The organism is Holospora elegans E1 (assembly GCF_000648275.1).
GTDB lineage: Bacteria > Pseudomonadota > Alphaproteobacteria > Holosporales > Holosporaceae > Holospora > Holospora undulata_A.
Genome location: NZ_BAUP01000072.1, coordinates 1 through 17,377, shown reverse-complemented (window position 1 = coordinate 17,377; position 17,377 = coordinate 1). Strand labels below are relative to the sequence as shown.

General features: G+C 36.4%; 17 protein-coding genes and 1 tRNA gene. 11 read left to right on the top strand and 7 right to left on the bottom strand.

Translation table 11 applies throughout. The annotated features are described in order from the left end of the window. The first annotated feature begins 113 nt into the window (after window positions 1–113). The 3 genes from HE1_RS09950 to HE1_RS08800 all read left to right on the top strand — a co-directional run bounded on the left by HE1_RS09950 (window position 114) and on the right by HE1_RS08800 (window position 2,804). Window positions 114–239 carry a hypothetical protein gene (locus HE1_RS09950; RefSeq protein WP_278243176.1) on the top strand — a complete coding sequence of 42 codons (126 nt, stop codon included), beginning with the start codon at window positions 114–116 and terminating at the stop codon, window positions 237–239. Window positions 240–2,287: 2,048 nt separating this feature from the next. Then, a complete protein-coding gene (locus tag HE1_RS08805) occupies window positions 2,288–2,431 on the top strand; it encodes a hypothetical protein (RefSeq protein ID WP_162531205.1) in 144 nt (47 codons plus the stop codon). A gap of 235 nt (window positions 2,432–2,666) precedes the next feature. Beyond that, window positions 2,667–2,804, top strand: a complete 138-nt coding sequence (locus HE1_RS08800) for a hypothetical protein (protein WP_162531207.1) — start codon at window positions 2,667–2,669, stop codon at window positions 2,802–2,804. A gap of 119 nt (window positions 2,805–2,923) precedes the next feature. Here the strand turns inward: HE1_RS08800 and trmB are convergent, their stop codons facing one another. The 4 genes from trmB to HE1_RS02710 all read right to left on the bottom strand — a co-directional run bounded on the left by trmB (window position 2,924) and on the right by HE1_RS02710 (window position 5,995). Continuing rightward, a complete protein-coding gene (gene trmB / locus HE1_RS02725) occupies window positions 2,924–3,538 on the bottom strand; it encodes a tRNA (guanosine(46)-N7)-methyltransferase TrmB (protein WP_035544445.1) in 615 nt (204 codons plus the stop codon). Between the two features lie 68 nt (window positions 3,539–3,606). Beyond that, window positions 3,607–4,323, bottom strand: a complete 717-nt coding sequence (locus HE1_RS02720; protein ID WP_006290371.1) for an SIMPL domain-containing protein — start codon at window positions 4,321–4,323, stop codon at window positions 3,607–3,609. A gap of 174 nt (window positions 4,324–4,497) precedes the next feature. Beyond that, window positions 4,498–5,193, bottom strand: a complete 696-nt coding sequence (locus HE1_RS02715; RefSeq protein ID WP_162480232.1) for an SIMPL domain-containing protein — start codon at window positions 5,191–5,193, stop codon at window positions 4,498–4,500. A 91-nt stretch (window positions 5,194–5,284) separates the two neighbouring features. Then, window positions 5,285–5,995 carry an SIMPL domain-containing protein gene (locus HE1_RS02710; protein ID WP_035544439.1) on the bottom strand — a complete coding sequence of 237 codons (711 nt, stop codon included), beginning with the start codon at window positions 5,993–5,995 and terminating at the stop codon, window positions 5,285–5,287. A 199-nt stretch (window positions 5,996–6,194) separates the two neighbouring features. Here HE1_RS02710 and bamE point away from each other — a divergent pair, with 199 nt between their 5' ends. Genes bamE through priA form a run of 3 tightly spaced genes read left to right on the top strand, consistent with a single transcriptional unit; the run spans window position 6,195 to window position 9,861 of the window. Further along, entirely contained in the window at window positions 6,195–6,662 is a 468-nt protein-coding gene (gene bamE, locus HE1_RS06450) for an outer membrane protein assembly factor BamE domain-containing protein (protein WP_006290392.1), read from the top strand. Continuing rightward, window positions 6,659–7,717 (top strand): tyrosine-type recombinase/integrase, encoded by a 1,059-nt coding sequence (locus HE1_RS02700; protein WP_006290394.1) that lies wholly within the window; start codon window positions 6,659–6,661, stop codon window positions 7,715–7,717. Before bamE ends, HE1_RS02700 begins: the two co-directional genes overlap by 4 nt. A 56-nt stretch (window positions 7,718–7,773) precedes the next feature. Further along, complete coding sequence (gene priA / locus HE1_RS02695) at window positions 7,774–9,861, top strand: replication restart helicase PriA (RefSeq protein WP_006290396.1); 2,088 nt, start codon at window positions 7,774–7,776, stop codon at window positions 9,859–9,861. A gap of 116 nt (window positions 9,862–9,977) precedes the next feature. Here the strand turns inward: priA and gyrA are convergent, their stop codons facing one another. The 3 genes from gyrA to rpmJ form a co-directional block, all read right to left on the bottom strand. Then, complete coding sequence (gene gyrA / locus HE1_RS02690) at window positions 9,978–12,668, bottom strand: DNA gyrase subunit A (RefSeq protein WP_035544435.1); 2,691 nt, start codon at window positions 12,666–12,668, stop codon at window positions 9,978–9,980. Window positions 12,669–12,732: 64 nt separating this feature from the next. Further along, window positions 12,733–13,044 (bottom strand): DNA-directed RNA polymerase subunit omega, encoded by a 312-nt coding sequence (rpoZ, locus tag HE1_RS02685; protein WP_006290399.1) that lies wholly within the window; start codon window positions 13,042–13,044, stop codon window positions 12,733–12,735. Between the two features lies 1 nt (window position 13,045). Continuing rightward, window positions 13,046–13,177, bottom strand: a complete 132-nt coding sequence (gene rpmJ, locus HE1_RS02680) for a 50S ribosomal protein L36 (RefSeq protein WP_006290401.1) — start codon at window positions 13,175–13,177, stop codon at window positions 13,046–13,048. A 397-nt stretch (window positions 13,178–13,574) separates the two neighbouring features. Between rpmJ and HE1_RS02670 the strand changes: the two genes are divergently transcribed. The 5 genes from HE1_RS02670 (at window position 13,575) to HE1_RS08795 (ending at window position 16,906) form a co-directional block, all read left to right on the top strand. Continuing rightward, entirely contained in the window at window positions 13,575–14,717 is a 1,143-nt protein-coding gene (locus HE1_RS02670; RefSeq protein WP_035544429.1) for an ABC transporter permease, read from the top strand. A gap of 3 nt (window positions 14,718–14,720) precedes the next feature. Further along, window positions 14,721–15,428: an ABC transporter ATP-binding protein gene (locus tag HE1_RS02665; RefSeq protein WP_006297676.1), complete on the top strand. Its 708-nt coding sequence runs from the start codon at window positions 14,721–14,723 to the stop codon at window positions 15,426–15,428. Window positions 15,429–15,639: 211 nt separating this feature from the next. Next, window positions 15,640–15,711, top strand: a tRNA-Asn gene (locus HE1_RS02660). 53 nt (window positions 15,712–15,764) lie between these two features. Further along, on the top strand, window positions 15,765–16,196 hold the full coding sequence (locus tag HE1_RS07160; protein WP_084490954.1) for a hypothetical protein: 432 nt from the start codon (window positions 15,765–15,767) through the stop codon (window positions 16,194–16,196). Between the two features lie 560 nt (window positions 16,197–16,756). After that, window positions 16,757–16,906, top strand: coding sequence for a hypothetical protein (locus HE1_RS08795; RefSeq protein ID WP_162531206.1), 150 nt, complete (start codon window positions 16,757–16,759; stop codon window positions 16,904–16,906). Window positions 16,907–17,377 lie beyond the last annotated feature (471 nt).

The window sequence follows — 17,377 nt, the reverse complement described above, 5'->3', positions numbered from 1 at the left end:
TTTTAAAACCTTCGTACTTATCGATCAGCGAAAGGTTCAGCATCCTGCGCTGATCCACAAGATGCACTCTCCACCTTCAATAAAATCCAAGCTTGAACCAATAAAATCCAAGCTTGAACGCGTCAGGCGTTTTTTTAAAAGGACAAGGAATTGATTCTGGACTCTTCTCAAAAGCCTTAATATCAAGCATTTGGGAGCAAATTCCTAAAATGCATTTAATGCTCGATGGCACCAATTAGAAGTTTGGAACGCAGAATATCAATTGCCTCGTACTAGCTGTTAGAGTTGAAAATATTACATTTCCTTTGTTTTAGAGCATGCTTGATCACCAGAAAAATTCGCACACCCTAGCACGCATCAGCTTATTAAACCAATTTTAAAAACAACTTATATATAAAAATGTTAAGAAAATTTATTGTTATATTTTTTGTGCTTTCCATGAATACGGCAGTACTTGCTATATCAGATCAAGTATCAGAAAAAAATCTCTCTTCTATTGTAGATCAATATGTTTGAGGGATACGCCGAATGTTTACCTGCTATTACGTGGTGCATATCGCCAAAAACTCTTGATGATGGATTATTAGAAAAAAAAATAACCTCCATACAAAACAAAGAAATAGAATAAATAGAAGAAAAAGAAAAAGAATTAAATAAATATGTTAATACATTAATCCAAGAAAATGAAAGCACTTCACCAACGCAGCAAGTTTCGAAAATTCAAGAAACTCAGAAAATACAACACGCTTCTCAACAGAAAATTTTGCAAACACAATCGCAAAACCAAAAAGCTTCAATAGATGAAAAAACTCAGCAATCCACAAGTTCACAAAATTCAAAAAAAAAGAAATCTGAAGAAAATATAAAAAGCTCTAAAAGTTCTCTCAGTGCCCAAACCCCAAAAATAAACCCAAATCTAGAAGTTTTCTCTAAAGGTTTTTTATATCGGTAAGAAATGATCTTAAAAAACTAAATTCGGAGATTTATTTTTCAAATTTATGCGCAATTAGAATAAAACCTTATTATGATTTTTCTGAACGTGGGGTAAAGGATTTTTTTTGGTTCCTTTAAAAGACATTTTGCTCTTTCGAATTTTAAAATTATGAACCTGTCCTTCATAAACTTTTTAGAATGGGCTTTAAGCATAAGGCGCTTCTTCTTTCCTGAGTGGTTCTCTTTCTGGTTCTTTTCAGGCCCTTGTTTGGTAATTTCCGTAACGTCTGCCAAAATCGCTTTACCCCCTTCCTGTGTTGGAGTGTGCGAAAAACATTAACGTTGTGAAAATTAAACAGATATCCCAAAACCGGCCTATCCCTTGTTTACTGCCTCTGGTATACAGGCCCAAGCTTCTACTCCCTATCCCCAACTTCTAAACCTGTCAGCTGATTAAAACATCAAGGCCGCTTTACAAGATCTCTATACGATAATGATATCCAATTTATCCAAACTTAAAACCTTCCTAAAAACCTTTATTTCTTTATAATGAAATGTATCCTTTCGCAGAAGGTCTACTTATCTATGAAAGTAATGGGCCTTGTATTGATCAAGCTTTTGGCAGAGCGTTTTTCTGGATCCGCTTGGGGATGTGTAAGGGATTTTTATAGAGGTAACTTCTGTGCGCTTGAGAAAAGCCTTGCACGCATTTCACTCACGCCTAAGCGTTTAGTACGTTCATACTTGTGGGTATCCGGGTATTCTTCAAAATCTTTTCTTAGTGTGTCCATATCACTTTTGGTAGTAGGTTTTATTACGTTTTATTTTCAAGATTATATTCTTACACCAGCGTCAGATACTAGATGAATTCACACAAAAATGTATTACAGCCTTGACCATACTCAGGCATTGGAAAAAATTACGCCATTACGCATTTTTAAGTGTTCATTGATGATCTGAGAAAACACTCTAGCTTCTAAAAATTCAAAATTTTTCGGTGGTTTAGTTTAGGTAAAAAGGTATATAAAAGGCTTGAAGGTGTAGAAGATGAATTATCCAAGCGATTTAAAAGAGAGATTGGGATGTGATAAAGCATCATTTTGATAGCGGCAATAAAAGAAAATACAACAAAAAAGAGGGGGGTAATGCAGTATTTTATATAATCAAAAACGGTTTCAATGGCGCATGCTACCAAAAGATTTTCCACCATATTCGACGGTACATTCGGATGCATGAACTTGTTAAGACAAGTCGAATTAAGTATGAAAAGAGTAAGAATCCCAGCTATAGCATCATTCACAAAGTGTTAAAACAAGAGTTAAACTCACAGGTGCCTCAGAAAAAGTAGGTATAGATGGGGGAAAAAAAGATACGTAAACGGCATAGTGTTGTTGATAGGCAAGGCAATCTGCTCCATATCACTATAAGGCCAATGGCACAGGTGCTGGGTGCAGAGTTATTCTACATTAAAGGGAGTGTGTGCAGATGCTGGATATAGAAACCCCATGGAGGCATTTGTAAGAAATATATTGAATAAAACTATAGCAATCTCAGAGCACATCTTTGAGCGTGTTTGTAATGAGAATCAAATAGAGCATAGGAGGACTAAGATAAAGTATCCATAGAATAATAGGTAAGTATAGCGAATTAATAGAAATCTAAAAGAAGCAACAGTTAATAGCTTTCATTATGCTTCTCATGATGAGCTAAAATAGCATGGGCGTGCTTATCTTATGGCTTACAACTTTGCTAAACGACTCAAAGCTATCAAAGGAAAAACTCCTTGGCAATTTATTCTAAATCAGTGGACAATTCATCTTGAATATTTTATACCTAATCCTAACAATTTTTTACTGGGACTAAACATATAACAAAAAAATATATTTAGTTAAAATCTTCAAAATGACTATAAAAAAAATCCTAAATAAGTTTCAGATAATTATTTAGTATTATTATTAAATCTTTTGTTAAAACATAAGGGAGCTTCTAACTACCTGTCTCTTATTTTTTTCCATATAAAGTAAGTTTTATGCAGAGCTTTTTTTGCATAAGTAGACAAAGGAAATTCTGCAGGCCATTGAGGCCATTCTTTTGGATCGCTCGTGCACGCACCTTGAACAAACCGAAACCCTTTATGTGCTTTAAGCTGTTGCTGCATCCAATGGATAAAAGGCACTACGTCACTTGCAATGATAAGCTGCCCCTCATTTTTTAAAACATTCCAGCATTGCGTCAAAAAAGCATTCTGTAATAAACGGCGTTTGTGATGTCGTTGTTTGGGCCAAGGATCAGGAAACAAAATAAAAATCTTTTCAAATCTCTCTAAAGGAAGCTTAGGCATTAACAGATGAACATTGTGAGGAAAAATAAGTAACCGCTTTTGTTCTTCCTGTGAAAGCTCTTGAAGACAATGCACAATTCCAGGACGAAACACTTCCACGCCCAAAAAATGAACATGGGGATAGTTTTCAAGCTGTGCGCGCAGATGAACTCCGTCTCCAAATCCGATTTCCATCCACCAAGAAAGATTGTGCGTAATTAAAGAATTTGCTTGATCTAAAACAACTTCACTACAATCTACCAAAGGCAAAACGTGATCATGCACAAATTGTAGCTTAGGACTTAGCCTTCTTCCCCATATTCGTCCATAAAAATTAAAAACTGACATCCTATCTATTGAACAGAAAAGACAACATTACTAATAACACGAACTTTTCGTATCTGGTGGATTGGTTCGTCACAAACTTCGTCGATAGACCTAGACGTACAACTCCAAAAATCAAATTCTAGTTCAAAATTTTCAACTTTCACACAAGCACCTTCTGCAATTTTTTCAGCTATTTTTTGCGCATTTCTAAAAGCTTCTTGAGACATTTCATTACGAAGAGCACTGGAGCGTGCATAAGAAAGAACTAAGTAATCACGGTACAAACATAAAGGAATTATGTTATCTCTTATCTTGTATCGAGCGTCTAAAATCCTATTCACATCTTTTGATTCTACAACCACACTTGCCGAAACAGAATACCTTGCCTCTTTATCTTTCACGAAAAAAAATTTCTCTTTTTCTACATCCTCAGAATGTTTGATGGTAACTTCAAACTGGCTGCACTCATCTTTCTTTATTTTTTGATCTTTGCAAAACTCTAAAAACTTTACCTTAAGATTTTCTAACTTTTCCATAGCCGACGAAATATCATCAGATGAAAGTGTAATCACAAGTTTCCATTTTATAGAATTTGGCCCAACTCTTCTTTCTGAAATTCCCTGTACAGTAAACGTTCTTCCTTCTATTTTTTTTTTTATTGTATTAAAAAGACGCATAAACGTCAACGCCGCAAAAGAACACAGTACAAAAATCAAAATCTTCTTACTAACCTTCCACCCCATTTTTTCCTCTTTTAAATGCGAAAAATAAACAAAAAAAATTATTTTACACTTGAAAAATTTTATTTTTTATTCCATGAATACTTTCTTAATTTCATGAATATACCTTTTCTCAAAATCCAACTTATTCACCAAAGATAAAAAGCAATCATGTACGAATTAAGAACTGATACTAAATCATCTAATAGTAAAGACAACTTTACTGCTGACATAAACTTTTTTCATAAGGTCTGATTTATCTGATTGCGTAACACAGAAGTCTTCTTGAAATAAATCTTTAACTTTTTCAACTTTTACACAAGCACTTTTTGCAATATTTTTAGCTAACCTTTGTGCATCATTAAAAGCTTCTTGTACCATCTTATCGCGAAGAAATCTGGGAAGCGTATAATAAAAATGTAAACTGCCCGTAATACAAAAAGAAGGCATGTGGCCTCCTATTTTTAATTGCGCTTCCGACAGTTTATCTAAGTCTTTTGATTTTATAACTATATTTGCCGAAACGGAATATCTGGTGTCTTTATTTCCCTTAAATGGAGGTTCATTATCTTTTACATCTGCATTATCTTTAACGATAACTTCAAATTTATCACATTCATCCTTCTTTATCTTTTGATCTTTGCAAAATTCTAAAAATTTTGCCTTAAAAGCTTCTAACTTTTCTGTAGATGACGCGATATCATCAGACACAAGTTTAGCTGTAACCTTCCACTCTGCAAAATCAGACTTTACTTCTCTTTCTGAAACTCCGTGCACAGTAAAAGTTTTTTCTTCTATTTTTTTCTCTATCGCATCAGAAAGATTTATAAACGTTAATGCTAAAAAAGAACATAGTGCCAGTACCAAAGCCTGCTTACAAACATTCCACCTCATTTTTCCCTCTTTAAATTTGAAAAACAACTAATTTAGAAACCTTTTTATGCCTGAAAAATTTTATTTCTCGTTGCCTGACACTTTTCATAATTTATTGAACAATAAAAACAACACTGCTAACTGTGCGAATCGTTTTCATCACACTTTGATTTCCGGTATCAAGATGCGTTGCTGTTTCAGAGTCTGTTATCGTAAATAATCCTTGAGATAACTTCTTAACTTTCTCAATGCTCACCCCTGCACTTTTTGCAATACACTGTGCTGCCCTTTTAGCGTCTTGAAAGGATTCCCTAACCATTTGATCTCGAATAGAGTCAAATTTTGTATAAATAAAATCTAAAGAACTCCTAATAGGAAAAGAAGGAATTCTTGCCAACAGCTTTGATTTTGCTTCTCGAACTTTATCTACATCTTTTGAATCCACTTGAATAGACATTTTTACCGAATAGTGTGAGTTTTTATCTTCTTGTGTTTCCCCCTTTTCAGCCCAATTATCACAAATTTCTACCTGACATCGCTCAGGATCAGCATCATCTATCTTTTGCTCTTTACAAAATTCAAAAAATTTAGTTTTAAACTCTTCCAAGCTAGTCGTTGCTGAGGCAATATCAGCAGACAAAAGAGTAACAGAAACTCTCCAACTTGCCAAATCGGATTTTACTTCTTTTTCTGCTACTCCACGAACCTCAAAACTTCTTTCTGATAACTTTTGTATTACGTGAGTAATTAAATGGGCAAGCATGATAGATGCAAAAATACACAATGACGCTAAAAATAATCGCTTTAAGAGACCTTCTTTCATAGTAAATTAAACTGTCATAAAACAACCTTTTGCATTTTATCATATTTTTTTTTTATGGAAATTAAAATACAAAATATTAATTTTTGTTAATTTTCTGTTCCATTTTTTGTTTCCTTAACTTATTTTTCTATTCTTGCTTTTTAAGGACGTTCATGGCATTCTTGATTTAGTGTACATTAATAAGGGTATGTAATGCCGTATGGTCATTGTTCCCAAATTTAATGCTTTAAAAGCATTTTTCTTTAGTTTGTTGTTATTAGGATGTGATCCAGATCGCAGTGTAAGAGGAAGGGTTGTACCCTTAGAAGATCTTGATCAAATACAAAAAGGAGTAGGTGTCTTAAACAAAACAGACGTAGAACGGTTGATTGGACCTGCATCATCTGTGCTGAGTTTTGATCCTTGTACCTGGTATTATTTTAATCTTTTTACTGAAACTAGCGCATTTTTTTCTCCTTCTATCAAAGAAAATAAAGGATTTGCTCTGTTGTTTTCTTCTGACGGGAAATTGGTTAAGTACATTCCAAATTCTGGAACGAAATCTTTGGAAATCGCGTTAAAAGAAACTGCATTGCCCTCCACTCACAGAAAAGAGTTTTTAAAAGAACTCTTCAGAAATGCGGGGCGGTTTGGAAAAAAAGCTAAAGAAAATTGCAAAAAACCATGAGCTCTTCTTTTTTAGTTTTTCCTGTTCTTTTACAAGAATTTCAAGTATGGGGAGTTCATAAAAAAGGAAAGTCTAGGTTGACGTTAGTTCGGTATAAGCAAGAAATTTCTGCATTTTTAGAATTTTTAACGCAGCATTGGCAAGAAACTTTGATTGAATCTTCTTTTCAAAACGTGACACACCAAGATGTTCGGAGTTTTTTTGCCTGGCGTATGGAAAATGGGGTACAAAAAGAAACCAATGCTATTGCTTTTTCTTCTCTTAAGCTGTGGTTTTCTTTCTTGAAGGATAAAGGGTGGACTGTCGAAATTCCTTACAGCAAGTTAAAGCGCCCCAAGTGCCGAAAGTCCTTACCTAAAGCACTTTCCATACACCAAACACAGCGATTGTTATCGTCATTTAGCTTAGAGCAAAATTTAAATCAAGAAAAACACGACTTACCGAATCATTTAAGACAAGAAAATCAAGAGAAAGATGTTTCTTCAACATCAACAGTAATAGCCTGGGAAGATTTAAGAGACTACAGTCTTATGATGCTGTTGTACGGCGCGGGATTGCGCATTCAAGAAGCGCTGACTTTAGATAAAGTGGACTGGCCTTCAAGAGAACCTTGGCTTTTAACGATTTGTGGAAAACGAAACAGTACACGTTCTATTTTTGTTTTGGAAAGCATTCGCCGTGCTGTTCAAGTGTACCTTGATGCTTGTCCTTATAAAAATCGAAAAGAAGCTCCGCTTTTTTTAGGAACCAGAGGAAGTCGCCTTCAACCTTGCGTACTGCAAAAGCGTTTACGTTTTCTTAGAGAAATGCTAGGGCTTTCTCCACATACAACTCCTCATGCGTTACGTCACAGTTTTGCTTCTCATCTTTTGCATAAAGGAGTTGATTTAAGAGATATTCAGGCTCTTTTAGGACATGCATCCTTGCGTTCAACTCAACAATATCTTTACGTAACTCCGCAAACTTTGATGAGTATTCACAACAAATTTCATCCCCGCTCTTCCTATCTCCCTGATCCCGCCTCTTCTTCTGATCTTGAAGAAATAGCCTCTTAAGTCAACACGAATTTTTTTTGTAACATTTTTTACACCTTAAGAGAATTTTTATTTTTATGACTTTTCAAAAAAATATTCAGATTATTTCAGTACTTCTTCCTATTCACAGTAAAGGACTGTTCAGTTATATTTCTTATGTTCCTGTTGAGTTAGGAAATTGCGTTAAAGTTTCTTTTGGTTCCAAACACCTATGGGGAATTGTTTGGTCTCTTCAAGGAATTAAAGTTCCTAACTTAAAAGAAATTACACATATTCATCCCCACTGGAAGGCCTCTTCTAATTTTATGGCGTTCTTACACCAATGCTCTGATTATACGTTAATTCCCCTTGGAAGCATATTACGTATGGTGTTTCCTGTTCCAGAGATTTTAGATTGGCCGTTTTCATGGCTAAAGTGCGAACATTCTTTTTCTTATGCCCTTCAAGAATGCCCTTGGCCTGGAACGTTTGCTCAATGGGTTTTTTCTTATGGTTTGCAACGAGTAAAAAAATGGATAGAAAACGCGCATCTAACTTCTACAGAAATGAACCAATACTCTTCAAGGTACTCTTGCCCTATTCTAACCCCCCATCAGCAAAGCGCTCTTAAAAATATTGGAAATCAAACCACTTTTATTGAGGGAATTACAGGATCTGGAAAAACAGAAGTATGCCTTTCTTTCATAAAATCCATAGTAGATGCAAAAAAACAAGTTTTGATTCTTGTTCCAGAAATCAGCTTGTGTCAACAATGGGTTCAACGCATTGAACGGTATTATACAGGAACTATTGGAATATGGCATTCTGAACTATCTGAAAAATCAAGAAAATTTCATGGATGGAATATTTTAACAGGGCATAGTTCCATCATTGTTGGGGCTCGTTCAGCTGTTTTGTTAGGATACAAAAATTTAGGAGCAATCGTAGTAGATGAAGAACATGATGGCTCGTATAAACAAGCAGAAGGTCCTTTGTATCATGGAAGAGATATGGCTGTTTTTCGCGGACATCATGAAAAAATTCCATGCCTTTTAATGTCTGCAACGCCTAGTTTAGAAAGTTATTGGAATATTGAACAAAACCGTTATTCCCATGTAGTGCTTTCTGAAAGATACGGAGATGCGCAGCTTCCCTATATTCATATGTTAGATTTAAAGCAAGAACACTCTTCTTCAACAAGTATGATTACTTTACCTTTACGAGAAGCTTTGAAGGAAAATTTTACAAAAAAAGAGCAAAGCCTATTGTTTATAAACCGAAGAGGATATGCAAGCCTTTGGGTCTGCTATCAATGTGGATTTCGCGCTGCTTGCCCAAATTGCAGCGTATGGTTAAGTGTTCACCATCTTCCAAAATCTTTACTAATGTGCCATTATTGTGGATTTAAAAAATCACTCCCCCAAGCTTGCCCTGAGTGTTGTGGTCTTGAAAATCTTAAGCTATGGGGCGCAGGAATAGAAAAAATAGGTCAAGAAGTTCATTCTTTTCTTCCAAGCGCACGCATTTGTATGTTAAGCAGCGATATATGTGGCACGCCCATTCAGTTAAATGAAACGTTATCAAAAATTCAAAATCAGCAGTACGATATTTTGATAGGTACTCAGCTTGTCGCAAAAGGACATCATTTTCCAAACTTAACATTGGTGGGAATTATTGATGGAGATTTTGCCTTAAGCCACTTAGATTTAAGAAGTGGAGAGCGCCTTTATCAAGTTTTATGTCAGGTCATCGGGCGAGCAGGTCGAGAAAAAATTCCTGGAAAAGCTTATATTCAAACTTCTCAAATTCAACACCCTTTGTTTTGTCATCTCAAACATCATCACATTCAAGGATTTTTGCAAGAAGAGCTTTCCACAAGAAAAAAATATAACTTTCCTCCCTACGTGCGTCTTGTTTCTCTAACATTTTCAGGTACAGAGGAAAATTTGGTACATCAGTATGCGTTAATTTTAAAACAACGTTTTCCTATGGAACCTTTTGTGGAAATTTTAGGTCCTGCCCCCTCTCTTATTAATCCTTTACGCAGACGTTGGCGGTGGAGAATTTTTCTAAAAAGCCCAAAAAATTATAAAATACAAAACTACATCAGAAAAGTTCTTAATAATTTTACTTTCCCTTCCAGACTTCGTTTACATATTGACGTAGACCCTTATGATTTTTTGTAAACCAGAAATAAAAACCAATGCTCTTTTAATGCAGAAGGTGAGGCAGAAATTTTTATTTCTGCCTACAAAGAAATAAATATCTACCTTGGGATGCTTAGAATTTTATATCTCTTTTTTTATTCCTCATCAGAATTTTCTAAATTTTCTGGTGAAATAACTGCTACAGACGCAACCGTTTCCCCTTTGTCTAGGCGAAATACACGAACACCTTGAGTTCTTCTCCCGGAAATTCTAATGTCTTTTACAGGACAACGCAGCAATTGTCCTGCATTAGTCAACATCAAAATCTGATCTTGCGCTTTCACAGGCATAGCTTGAATGATAGAACCGGTACGAGAAGTAATTTCCATCGTAGCAACTCCCTGCCCTCCGCGGTGCGTTCTTCGATATTCGTAAGACGATGTACGTTTTCCAAACCCTTTGATCGTAACACACAAAACAAACTCTTCTTGATCTTCCATTTCTTTAAATCTTTTTTTCAAAACCTCTTCATCTTCAACCAAAACGTCTGTAGTATTCGCCAGTAAAGGCGCATCCAAAAGCTGCTCATCTTTACGATTCATGTATGCTTCAATTTCCTGAGAGCTCCAAGGAGTATTATTCAACAACGTCATAGAAACAACGTAATCTCCGGGTTTCAAAAAAATTCCTCGCACTCCGGTAGAATTCCGACTGCTAAACTGCCGCAATTCTTGTACTGGAAAGCGCAAACTTTTTCCTTGATGCGTTGAAAGTAAAATATCTTGATCATCGTTTGCCAATAAAACGCGAATTAATTGCTCATCTTCCGCCAGCTTCATGGCAATTTTCCCATTAGCCCGAATAGAGAAAAAGTCTGACAACGCATTTTTTCGAACATTACCATGAGACGTTGCAAAAATAATAAAGGACGGAACGTTTTCTTTAGGTAAAGGAAGAATCGTAGCAACTTTTTCTGTATCTTTTTCCAAAGGAAAAAAAGCAATCAGAGGTTTTCCTCTAGAAGAAGTTATTCCCAAAGGAAGTTCGTAAACCTTCATTTGATACACAATACCTTTAGAAGTAAAAAATAACAAAGGACGATGTGTATCTGCAACAAAAATTTGAGAAACCGCATCTTCCTCCCTAACATCCATCGCATTTTTTCCTCGCCCGCCTCGTTTTTGACTGCGATAGGCATCTAAAGGAACGCGCTTAATGTATCCGTTAACGCTAACAGTTACGACCATTTCCTCGCAAGCAACAAAATCTTCTGGAGACTGATGAAGATATTCTTTTTGGAGTTCTGTAAGACGCGGTGAACCAAATTTTTGCTTAATATGTAAAAATTCTTCCTTCATCAACGCTTCAATTTTTGCATCATCTCTTAACAGCCCTAAGTAAAACTCAATATTACTCTTTAACTTTTCTAATTGATCGGAAAGCTCTTGCTTTCCCATTCCGGTTAATCTATGAAGCCGCAACGATAAGATCGCAGAAGCTTGTTCTTGAGATAAACGATATTCTGAAAAATCTTGTATTTGCAAATTGTCTTCTTCTAGTAAGGTAAGATATTGATGAATTAAACTATCAACATTCCACGTCTTGGCAACTAACGCTTCTAATGCTTCTTCACGATTTTTAGAAGATTTGATTAATTGAACGACCTCATCTATGTGACAAATAGCTATATAAATACCGATTAAAAGACGGGTAGAATCTCTATCTTTTCTTAAGTAATATTGAGTTCTACGGACGACTACTTCTTTCCTGAACTCTAAAAATGCCTTCAGAACTTCTATTAAAGAAAGCTGAACAGGATATCCACGATGAAGTGCTAGCATGTTAACCGAAAAAGAAATTTGTAAATCTGTTAAAGCATACAGCTGGTTTAAAATAACCTGCGCCACTGCGTCTTTCTTTAACTCGACAACAATGCGAATACCTGTACGATCCGATTCATCTCGTATTTCCGCCATCCCTTCTACTTTCTTATCTCGCGCAAGTTCTGCAATACGCTCCACCAACGTAGCCTTGTTCACCTGATAAGGAATATTAGTAATTAAGATACACTCTCTATCCTTGCCATTGGGTTCTATCTGAGCCTGACCACGAATTAAAAAAGAACCTTTACCCGTGCGATAAGCTTCTTCTATTCCTTTCGTTCCCAAAATTATTCCTTTTGTTGGAAAGTCTGGACCAGGAATAACTCCCATAACCTGCTCAAGTTCCGCATCTTTACAATCGATCAGCAAACAACAGGCATCCAAAACTTCTGCCAGATTGTGACAAGGAATATTTGTAGCCATTCCCACTGCTATACCACTGCCACCATTAACAAGAAGGTTAGGGAACGCTGCAGGCAATACTACGGGCATTTTTTGGGTATCATCGTAATTGGGCTGAAATTCTACTGTCTCTTTGTCGTAATCGGCCAATATAAAATCTGCAAGAGCACTCAATCGCGCCTCAGTGTAACGCATAGCAGCGGCGTGATCTCCGTCCATAGAACCAAAGTTTCCGTGGCCGTCTATGAGTTTTTCCCTCATAGAAAACCATTGCGCCATACGTACCAAAGATCCATAAATAGGGTCCGTTCCATGAGGGTGATATTTTGCAATGACTTCCCCCACCACGTTAGCAGATTTTCGATGAGGACGATCATGACGGAACCCCAAGACTTCCATGGCATACAAAATTCGACGATGTACCGGCTTTAGACCATCTCGCACATCTGGAAGCGCACGCCCCACGATAACACTCATTGCGTAATCAAGATAAGAGCGCTGAATTTCCTCTTCTACAGGTACAGAAACAATCTCTAGAGCTTGGGCGTTCGATTTATCCATATATTAATTTACTCACCTAATTTAAATCACCAGTTGGTTATCGCCGAAACGGAAATACGAAAAATCAACAAATACTAAAAAACAAAATATTTAACAAAAGAAACAAACTGAACATCCTAGAATTTCGAAATCCTTCAATCAGCGTTTCTTTTAAAACATCAGGACTAACTTTTTTTAAAGCAATTTCCTGAAGCGCAATAACCGAATCTTTATGTCCTTCAGGAGAAACCATTGCTTGTGCACCGTAAGAAAGTTCTTGGGCGCGCTTAGACGCAAGTAAAACCAAAAGAAACGGATCTGAAATGTTTTCTAAACACGCGGAAACAAGGGCTCTATTTTCGATAAACGCCTCTTCTTGTCCATTGTTTTCTTTCATTTCACTTGCTCCCTTGACGAACTTTGTTGCGAGGATTTTTTGAATCAATCAAGTACAAACGCTTACCTCTACGAATTACCTTACAGGTTTTACTACGATATCTTTTTTTTCCGATAGAAGACGCTACTCGCATATTATAACTCTTTTAGAACTACCAAGGAAAGTCTATCAAAAAAAAGAAAATAAGGCAAGCTGTTATCAGGTAATAGGTGTGCGTAAAAAATAAGTCCTGTATACGATTTGTTACATTTTGTTTTAAACGTAAATTTGAGATTTGAGTCTTCTGAGACAAGCAATGAATCAAAAAATCGATACGATTTTTCGATTTTCTTTTCCCAATGCGCGCTCTTACGGCAGATATTAACATCTTGTGCTCGTACCTTACTATTTCCTTTTTAAAAATTTTCCTTAATTTTATTATCTTTTCACACCATATTCAGCACCGATTTACAGAATTATTAATTTTTTTGCAGATCTAGAAAAAATATACTAAACCCTTTAGAATTAAGAGCGCGTTAAGGAGGGACACAATGTATAGTATTGCGTTATCCATGCTTTTGGGAGACAAAGTCAAATGCTGGGGGTTGATTTTTGGTGTAACTTTTTCTACTTTACTGATTACACAGCAAATTTCCATCTTTGTTGGTTTAATGGCTAGAGTTTCTAGCCTCATTTTATCTATTCCAGAGGCTTCTGTTTGGGTAATGGACCCTAGAAGTGCGTATATAGAAGAAATACATCCTCTTCCAGAGATTAATTTACAAAAAGTGCGCTCAATTCGTGGAGTGTTGTGGGCAGTTCCTTTTCACAAAAGTACTGTGTCAGCCACCACAAAAGACGGGCGTTTACACCAAGTACAGATAGTCGGAGTGGACCCCTTTAGTTTTTTGGGAATGAACAAAGCACTAACTCATGGGTTTTTAGACCATTTGCGTCACCCTTTAAATGGAATTTTAGATACCAGCGGATATCAAAGGATTTGGCCCTCTTCTGCAACGCACCTTCCTAAAATGCTTACTGTTCAGCATCATCGTCTTTCAATCCAAGGATTATGTGAATCAAGACCTACTTTTTTTTCTTTTCCCCTGCTTTACGTCTCCTATTACACGGCAAAGTCTATGATGGCAAAAAAATCTTCGCCTTTATCTTTTATTTTAGTAAAAGAAAGGAACGGAATTAGCCCGCAAGCTTTGGCAAAAAAAATTACGAAGAAAACAGGACTTCAAGCAATTACCCAGAGCGCATTTTCTGAAAAAAGTATTGGGTATGTTTTAAAACGCACAGGAATCCCCATAAATTTTGCTATTACGATTCTTTTGGGAGCTTTAGTGGGAGGTGCTATCATCGCTCAAACATTTTATTTATTTTTTATGGAAAATTTGAAACAGTTTGCTGCTATGAAAATTATGGGAGTTTCCAACGCAACCCTAACGCGCATGGCTTTAACGCAAGCAGGATGTGTAGGAAGCATAGGATACGGCCTTGGTGTTGGGCTTACTGCGTTGTTTTTATGGTCTCAGCGTAATGCACCAGCGTTTAAGGGGTTTTCTCTACATTGGCAAGTACTAGTAATTAGCTTTACGGTCGTCACTGTCGTTATTTTACTTTCTATTGCGTTAAGTCTTAGGAAGCTTTTTAAAATAGATCCCATTATGGTTTTCAGAGGAGGATAATAAATGAGCGTTGATCTAAAAAGTTGTATAGAGTTTTTTGATGTGTCTAAATCTATTCAATCGGGAGATCAAACACAATGGATTTTAAAAAATGTAAATGGAACACTTCACCCAGGACAAATTATTTTGCTTGTAGGGCCTTCTGGGTGTGGAAAAACTACGTTACTTTCTATTCTTTCTGGAATTTTGTCTCCTACAACAGGAACGGTTAAGGTATTTGGTCAAGATTTAGGAAAATTATCAGAACAACAAAAAACGGTTTTTCGTCGTCATCATATGGGGTTTATCTTTCAAAATTACAACTTAGTTCCATCTCTTAACGTAGAGCAAAATGTCTCTATTCCGCTTCTTGCTCAAGGAATGCGTTCAGAACTTATCGCCTTGCGAGTAAAAAAAATTCTTTCTTTGTTGGAAATGGAATCCTTCATGCAGTACTATCCTGAGCAGCTTTCAGGAGGGCAGCAGCAAAGAATAGCCATTGGACGCGCGTTAATTCATGAACCCAGATTTATTTTATGCGATGAGCCCACTGCGGCTTTGGATGAGGCTTCAGGAAAAAATGTTATGATGCTTTTAAAAAATTTAGCATCATCCTCACAAAGAATTATCTTAGTTGTGACTCATGATAATAGGATCTATTCTTACGGAAATTGTATTTTAGAAATGAAGAATGGATGTATTGATTCTTGTGTTTTTAGCACAAAAAATTAAAACAGTTATTCATTTTGAAAATCATTGATACATAATCACTACAGAGGTAGTCTAAAATGATTAAAAAAAAATTTTTGATCAAACGCAGAAAAGTTTACGTTCTAGTAAAGAAATGATGAATTTTTAAAAATTCTTTTGTACAAAACCAAAGAAAAATTTTGATAAGGGGTATAGACAATGAGGCAGGTTATAGCGTATAATAATGAAACGATCCTCGGTAGCTCAGTGGTAGAGCATGCGGCTGTTAACCGCCAGGTCGCTGGTTCGAATCCGGCCCGGGGAGCTTGTTTTTTCTTTTTTTTAAAATTTGTTTTTTTTGCATTAAATTTCTTTTTTTTGAGCTGTTGTAGTTCAGTTTTTACTCCTCAAGTTCAGAAAAAGCTTTCTAGAGTATACGTTGATATAATTCCAGAACGCTCGGGAGAGCTTCTTCGGTCTTCTTTACAGCGCATGCTTTGTAGTTCTGAATGTCCACAGGATTACACTTTGGAAATCAATATGGAAACGTCAGAGCGCGCTCTGGAAATGGGGGAAGACGCTAAAATTACTTTAATGCATGTTGTATTAAAAGCGTTTTTTACACTGAAACATTGTCATAAATCTATATACCAAGGTCAAGCAGTAGCTTATTATTATCGTGCGTTAACTCCATCTTTTTATGGGCAAACCTCAACTCAGTTTTACATTTCTCAAGAAGGAGCACAGCAATTAGCTCATCAAATTTTCTTAAAATTGGGGAACTTTTTTTCACGAACTAAAAAATTGTAAATTTCATTTCCCAGAGCTTTTATTTTGGCATCACTTTTCTTGGTCAAAGAAAAATTTTCCCCCACACTAACACCAGCCACAAAAATATCCGCAAGAGTTTCAAGCTCCCAGATGCAAAGAACCAGACTTTTAACCAAAGATAGCATGATGAATTTTCAAAGTTTTATTAACGTGAAGTGCCGCAAAAATAAGCAGTGTTCCCTCTAGCATTTCAAGTAATCGTATGTTTGCAAGAGGGGGGCGAAATCTTGCAAACCAATGGCGATGTCGAGCGTTGTTTTGTTCAATAGAAAACGGTTTATCTTTTCCCTGAAATGTGCGGGTGCGTGGAATAATTTTATTAAAACCTGCCCAATGATCTGCGCAATAAAATAAAATTTTCTATTTTTTTAATCGCTCAAAAAGTCAGCCCCCCATTGCCACGACGGCCCACACGTATGAACTTGACGAGAGCCTTGGAATTTGGCTACTCATGCGCCTTACGGTAGTATCCTTAAAAACCTTGAATAGCTCCACCTTGAAGACGTTTTTTGATCCGCTGAAAGACGCCTAACATTCACATGATCTTTGATCAAGCACCTTGTAACACAAGCAAAGACATCCAAAAAGCAGCGAAAACTCATGGTGTCAAGCTGGGGCTCTGTGAGCAAGCGGAATGTTTGACAAATAGTGGAACTTATCGCACATTTGGAAAGCCACAACGTATATGAAAGGAAGTGATAATCTGCGCTCCATGTTCTTGAACCCTATGGCTAGGCATGACGTTGTGACTGCACGCCTATAATTTTTCATTTAAAAAACCAGCGGCACGGCCCGCAAAGGCAGATCCAGCCAAGCAGGAAGCTCTTTATTCAACGGTGATGACAACACTGCCGAAGAATGAACCCATCTTGTTGGTGATGGCGTGCCCCCTCACTATGACAACGAAAATCACCTGTTGCACGTTTAAATGTTTGGAGTGATCACCAAATTCCCAATCGACAATCCGTTTTCCAGCATGATCCTAGACTTTAAAAATCCAAGCTTTAAAAATCCAAATTTTTGCTTCTTTTTTTAAATAATGCTAAAATTCATCGACTTCCATGACAATACCGTTGTCTTCTGGGTATAGCTCAATTTTGGCGCATATCCTTGATTTTGATTATAAGGTGCCCGCCCACTTCAAAACAGCGGTGGCGCTG

Bases quoted from the DNA above. Each gene is read 5' to 3' on its own strand.
- HE1_RS02670 (WP_035544429.1), top strand. From the start codon at position 13,575: ATGTATAGTATTGCGTTATCCATGCTTTTGGGAGACAAAGTCAAATGC.
- HE1_RS08800 (WP_162531207.1), top strand. From the start codon at position 2,667: ATGGCTTACAACTTTGCTAAACGACTCAAAGCTATCAAAGGAAAAACT.
- HE1_RS08805 (WP_162531205.1), top strand. From the start codon at position 2,288: ATGGGGGAAAAAAAGATACGTAAACGGCATAGTGTTGTTGATAGGCAA.
- HE1_RS08795 (WP_162531206.1), top strand. From the start codon at position 16,757: ATGATCTTTGATCAAGCACCTTGTAACACAAGCAAAGACATCCAAAAA.
- HE1_RS02710 (WP_035544439.1), bottom strand. From the start codon at position 5,995: ATGAAAGAAGGTCTCTTAAAGCGATTATTTTTAGCGTCATTGTGTATT.
- gyrA (WP_035544435.1), bottom strand. From the start codon at position 12,668: ATGGATAAATCGAACGCCCAAGCTCTAGAGATTGTTTCTGTACCTGTA.
- rpmJ (WP_006290401.1), bottom strand. From the start codon at position 13,177: ATGCGAGTAGCGTCTTCTATCGGAAAAAAAAGATATCGTAGTAAAACC.
- priA (WP_006290396.1), top strand. From the start codon at position 7,774: ATGACTTTTCAAAAAAATATTCAGATTATTTCAGTACTTCTTCCTATT.
- HE1_RS02665 (WP_006297676.1), top strand. From the start codon at position 14,721: ATGAGCGTTGATCTAAAAAGTTGTATAGAGTTTTTTGATGTGTCTAAA.
- HE1_RS02720 (WP_006290371.1), bottom strand. From the start codon at position 4,323: ATGGGGTGGAAGGTTAGTAAGAAGATTTTGATTTTTGTACTGTGTTCT.
- HE1_RS02715 (WP_162480232.1), bottom strand. From the start codon at position 5,193: ATGAGGTGGAATGTTTGTAAGCAGGCTTTGGTACTGGCACTATGTTCT.
- rpoZ (WP_006290399.1), bottom strand. From the start codon at position 13,044: ATGAAAGAAAACAATGGACAAGAAGAGGCGTTTATCGAAAATAGAGCC.
- bamE (WP_006290392.1), top strand. From the start codon at position 6,195: ATGGTCATTGTTCCCAAATTTAATGCTTTAAAAGCATTTTTCTTTAGT.
- HE1_RS02700 (WP_006290394.1), top strand. From the start codon at position 6,659: ATGAGCTCTTCTTTTTTAGTTTTTCCTGTTCTTTTACAAGAATTTCAA.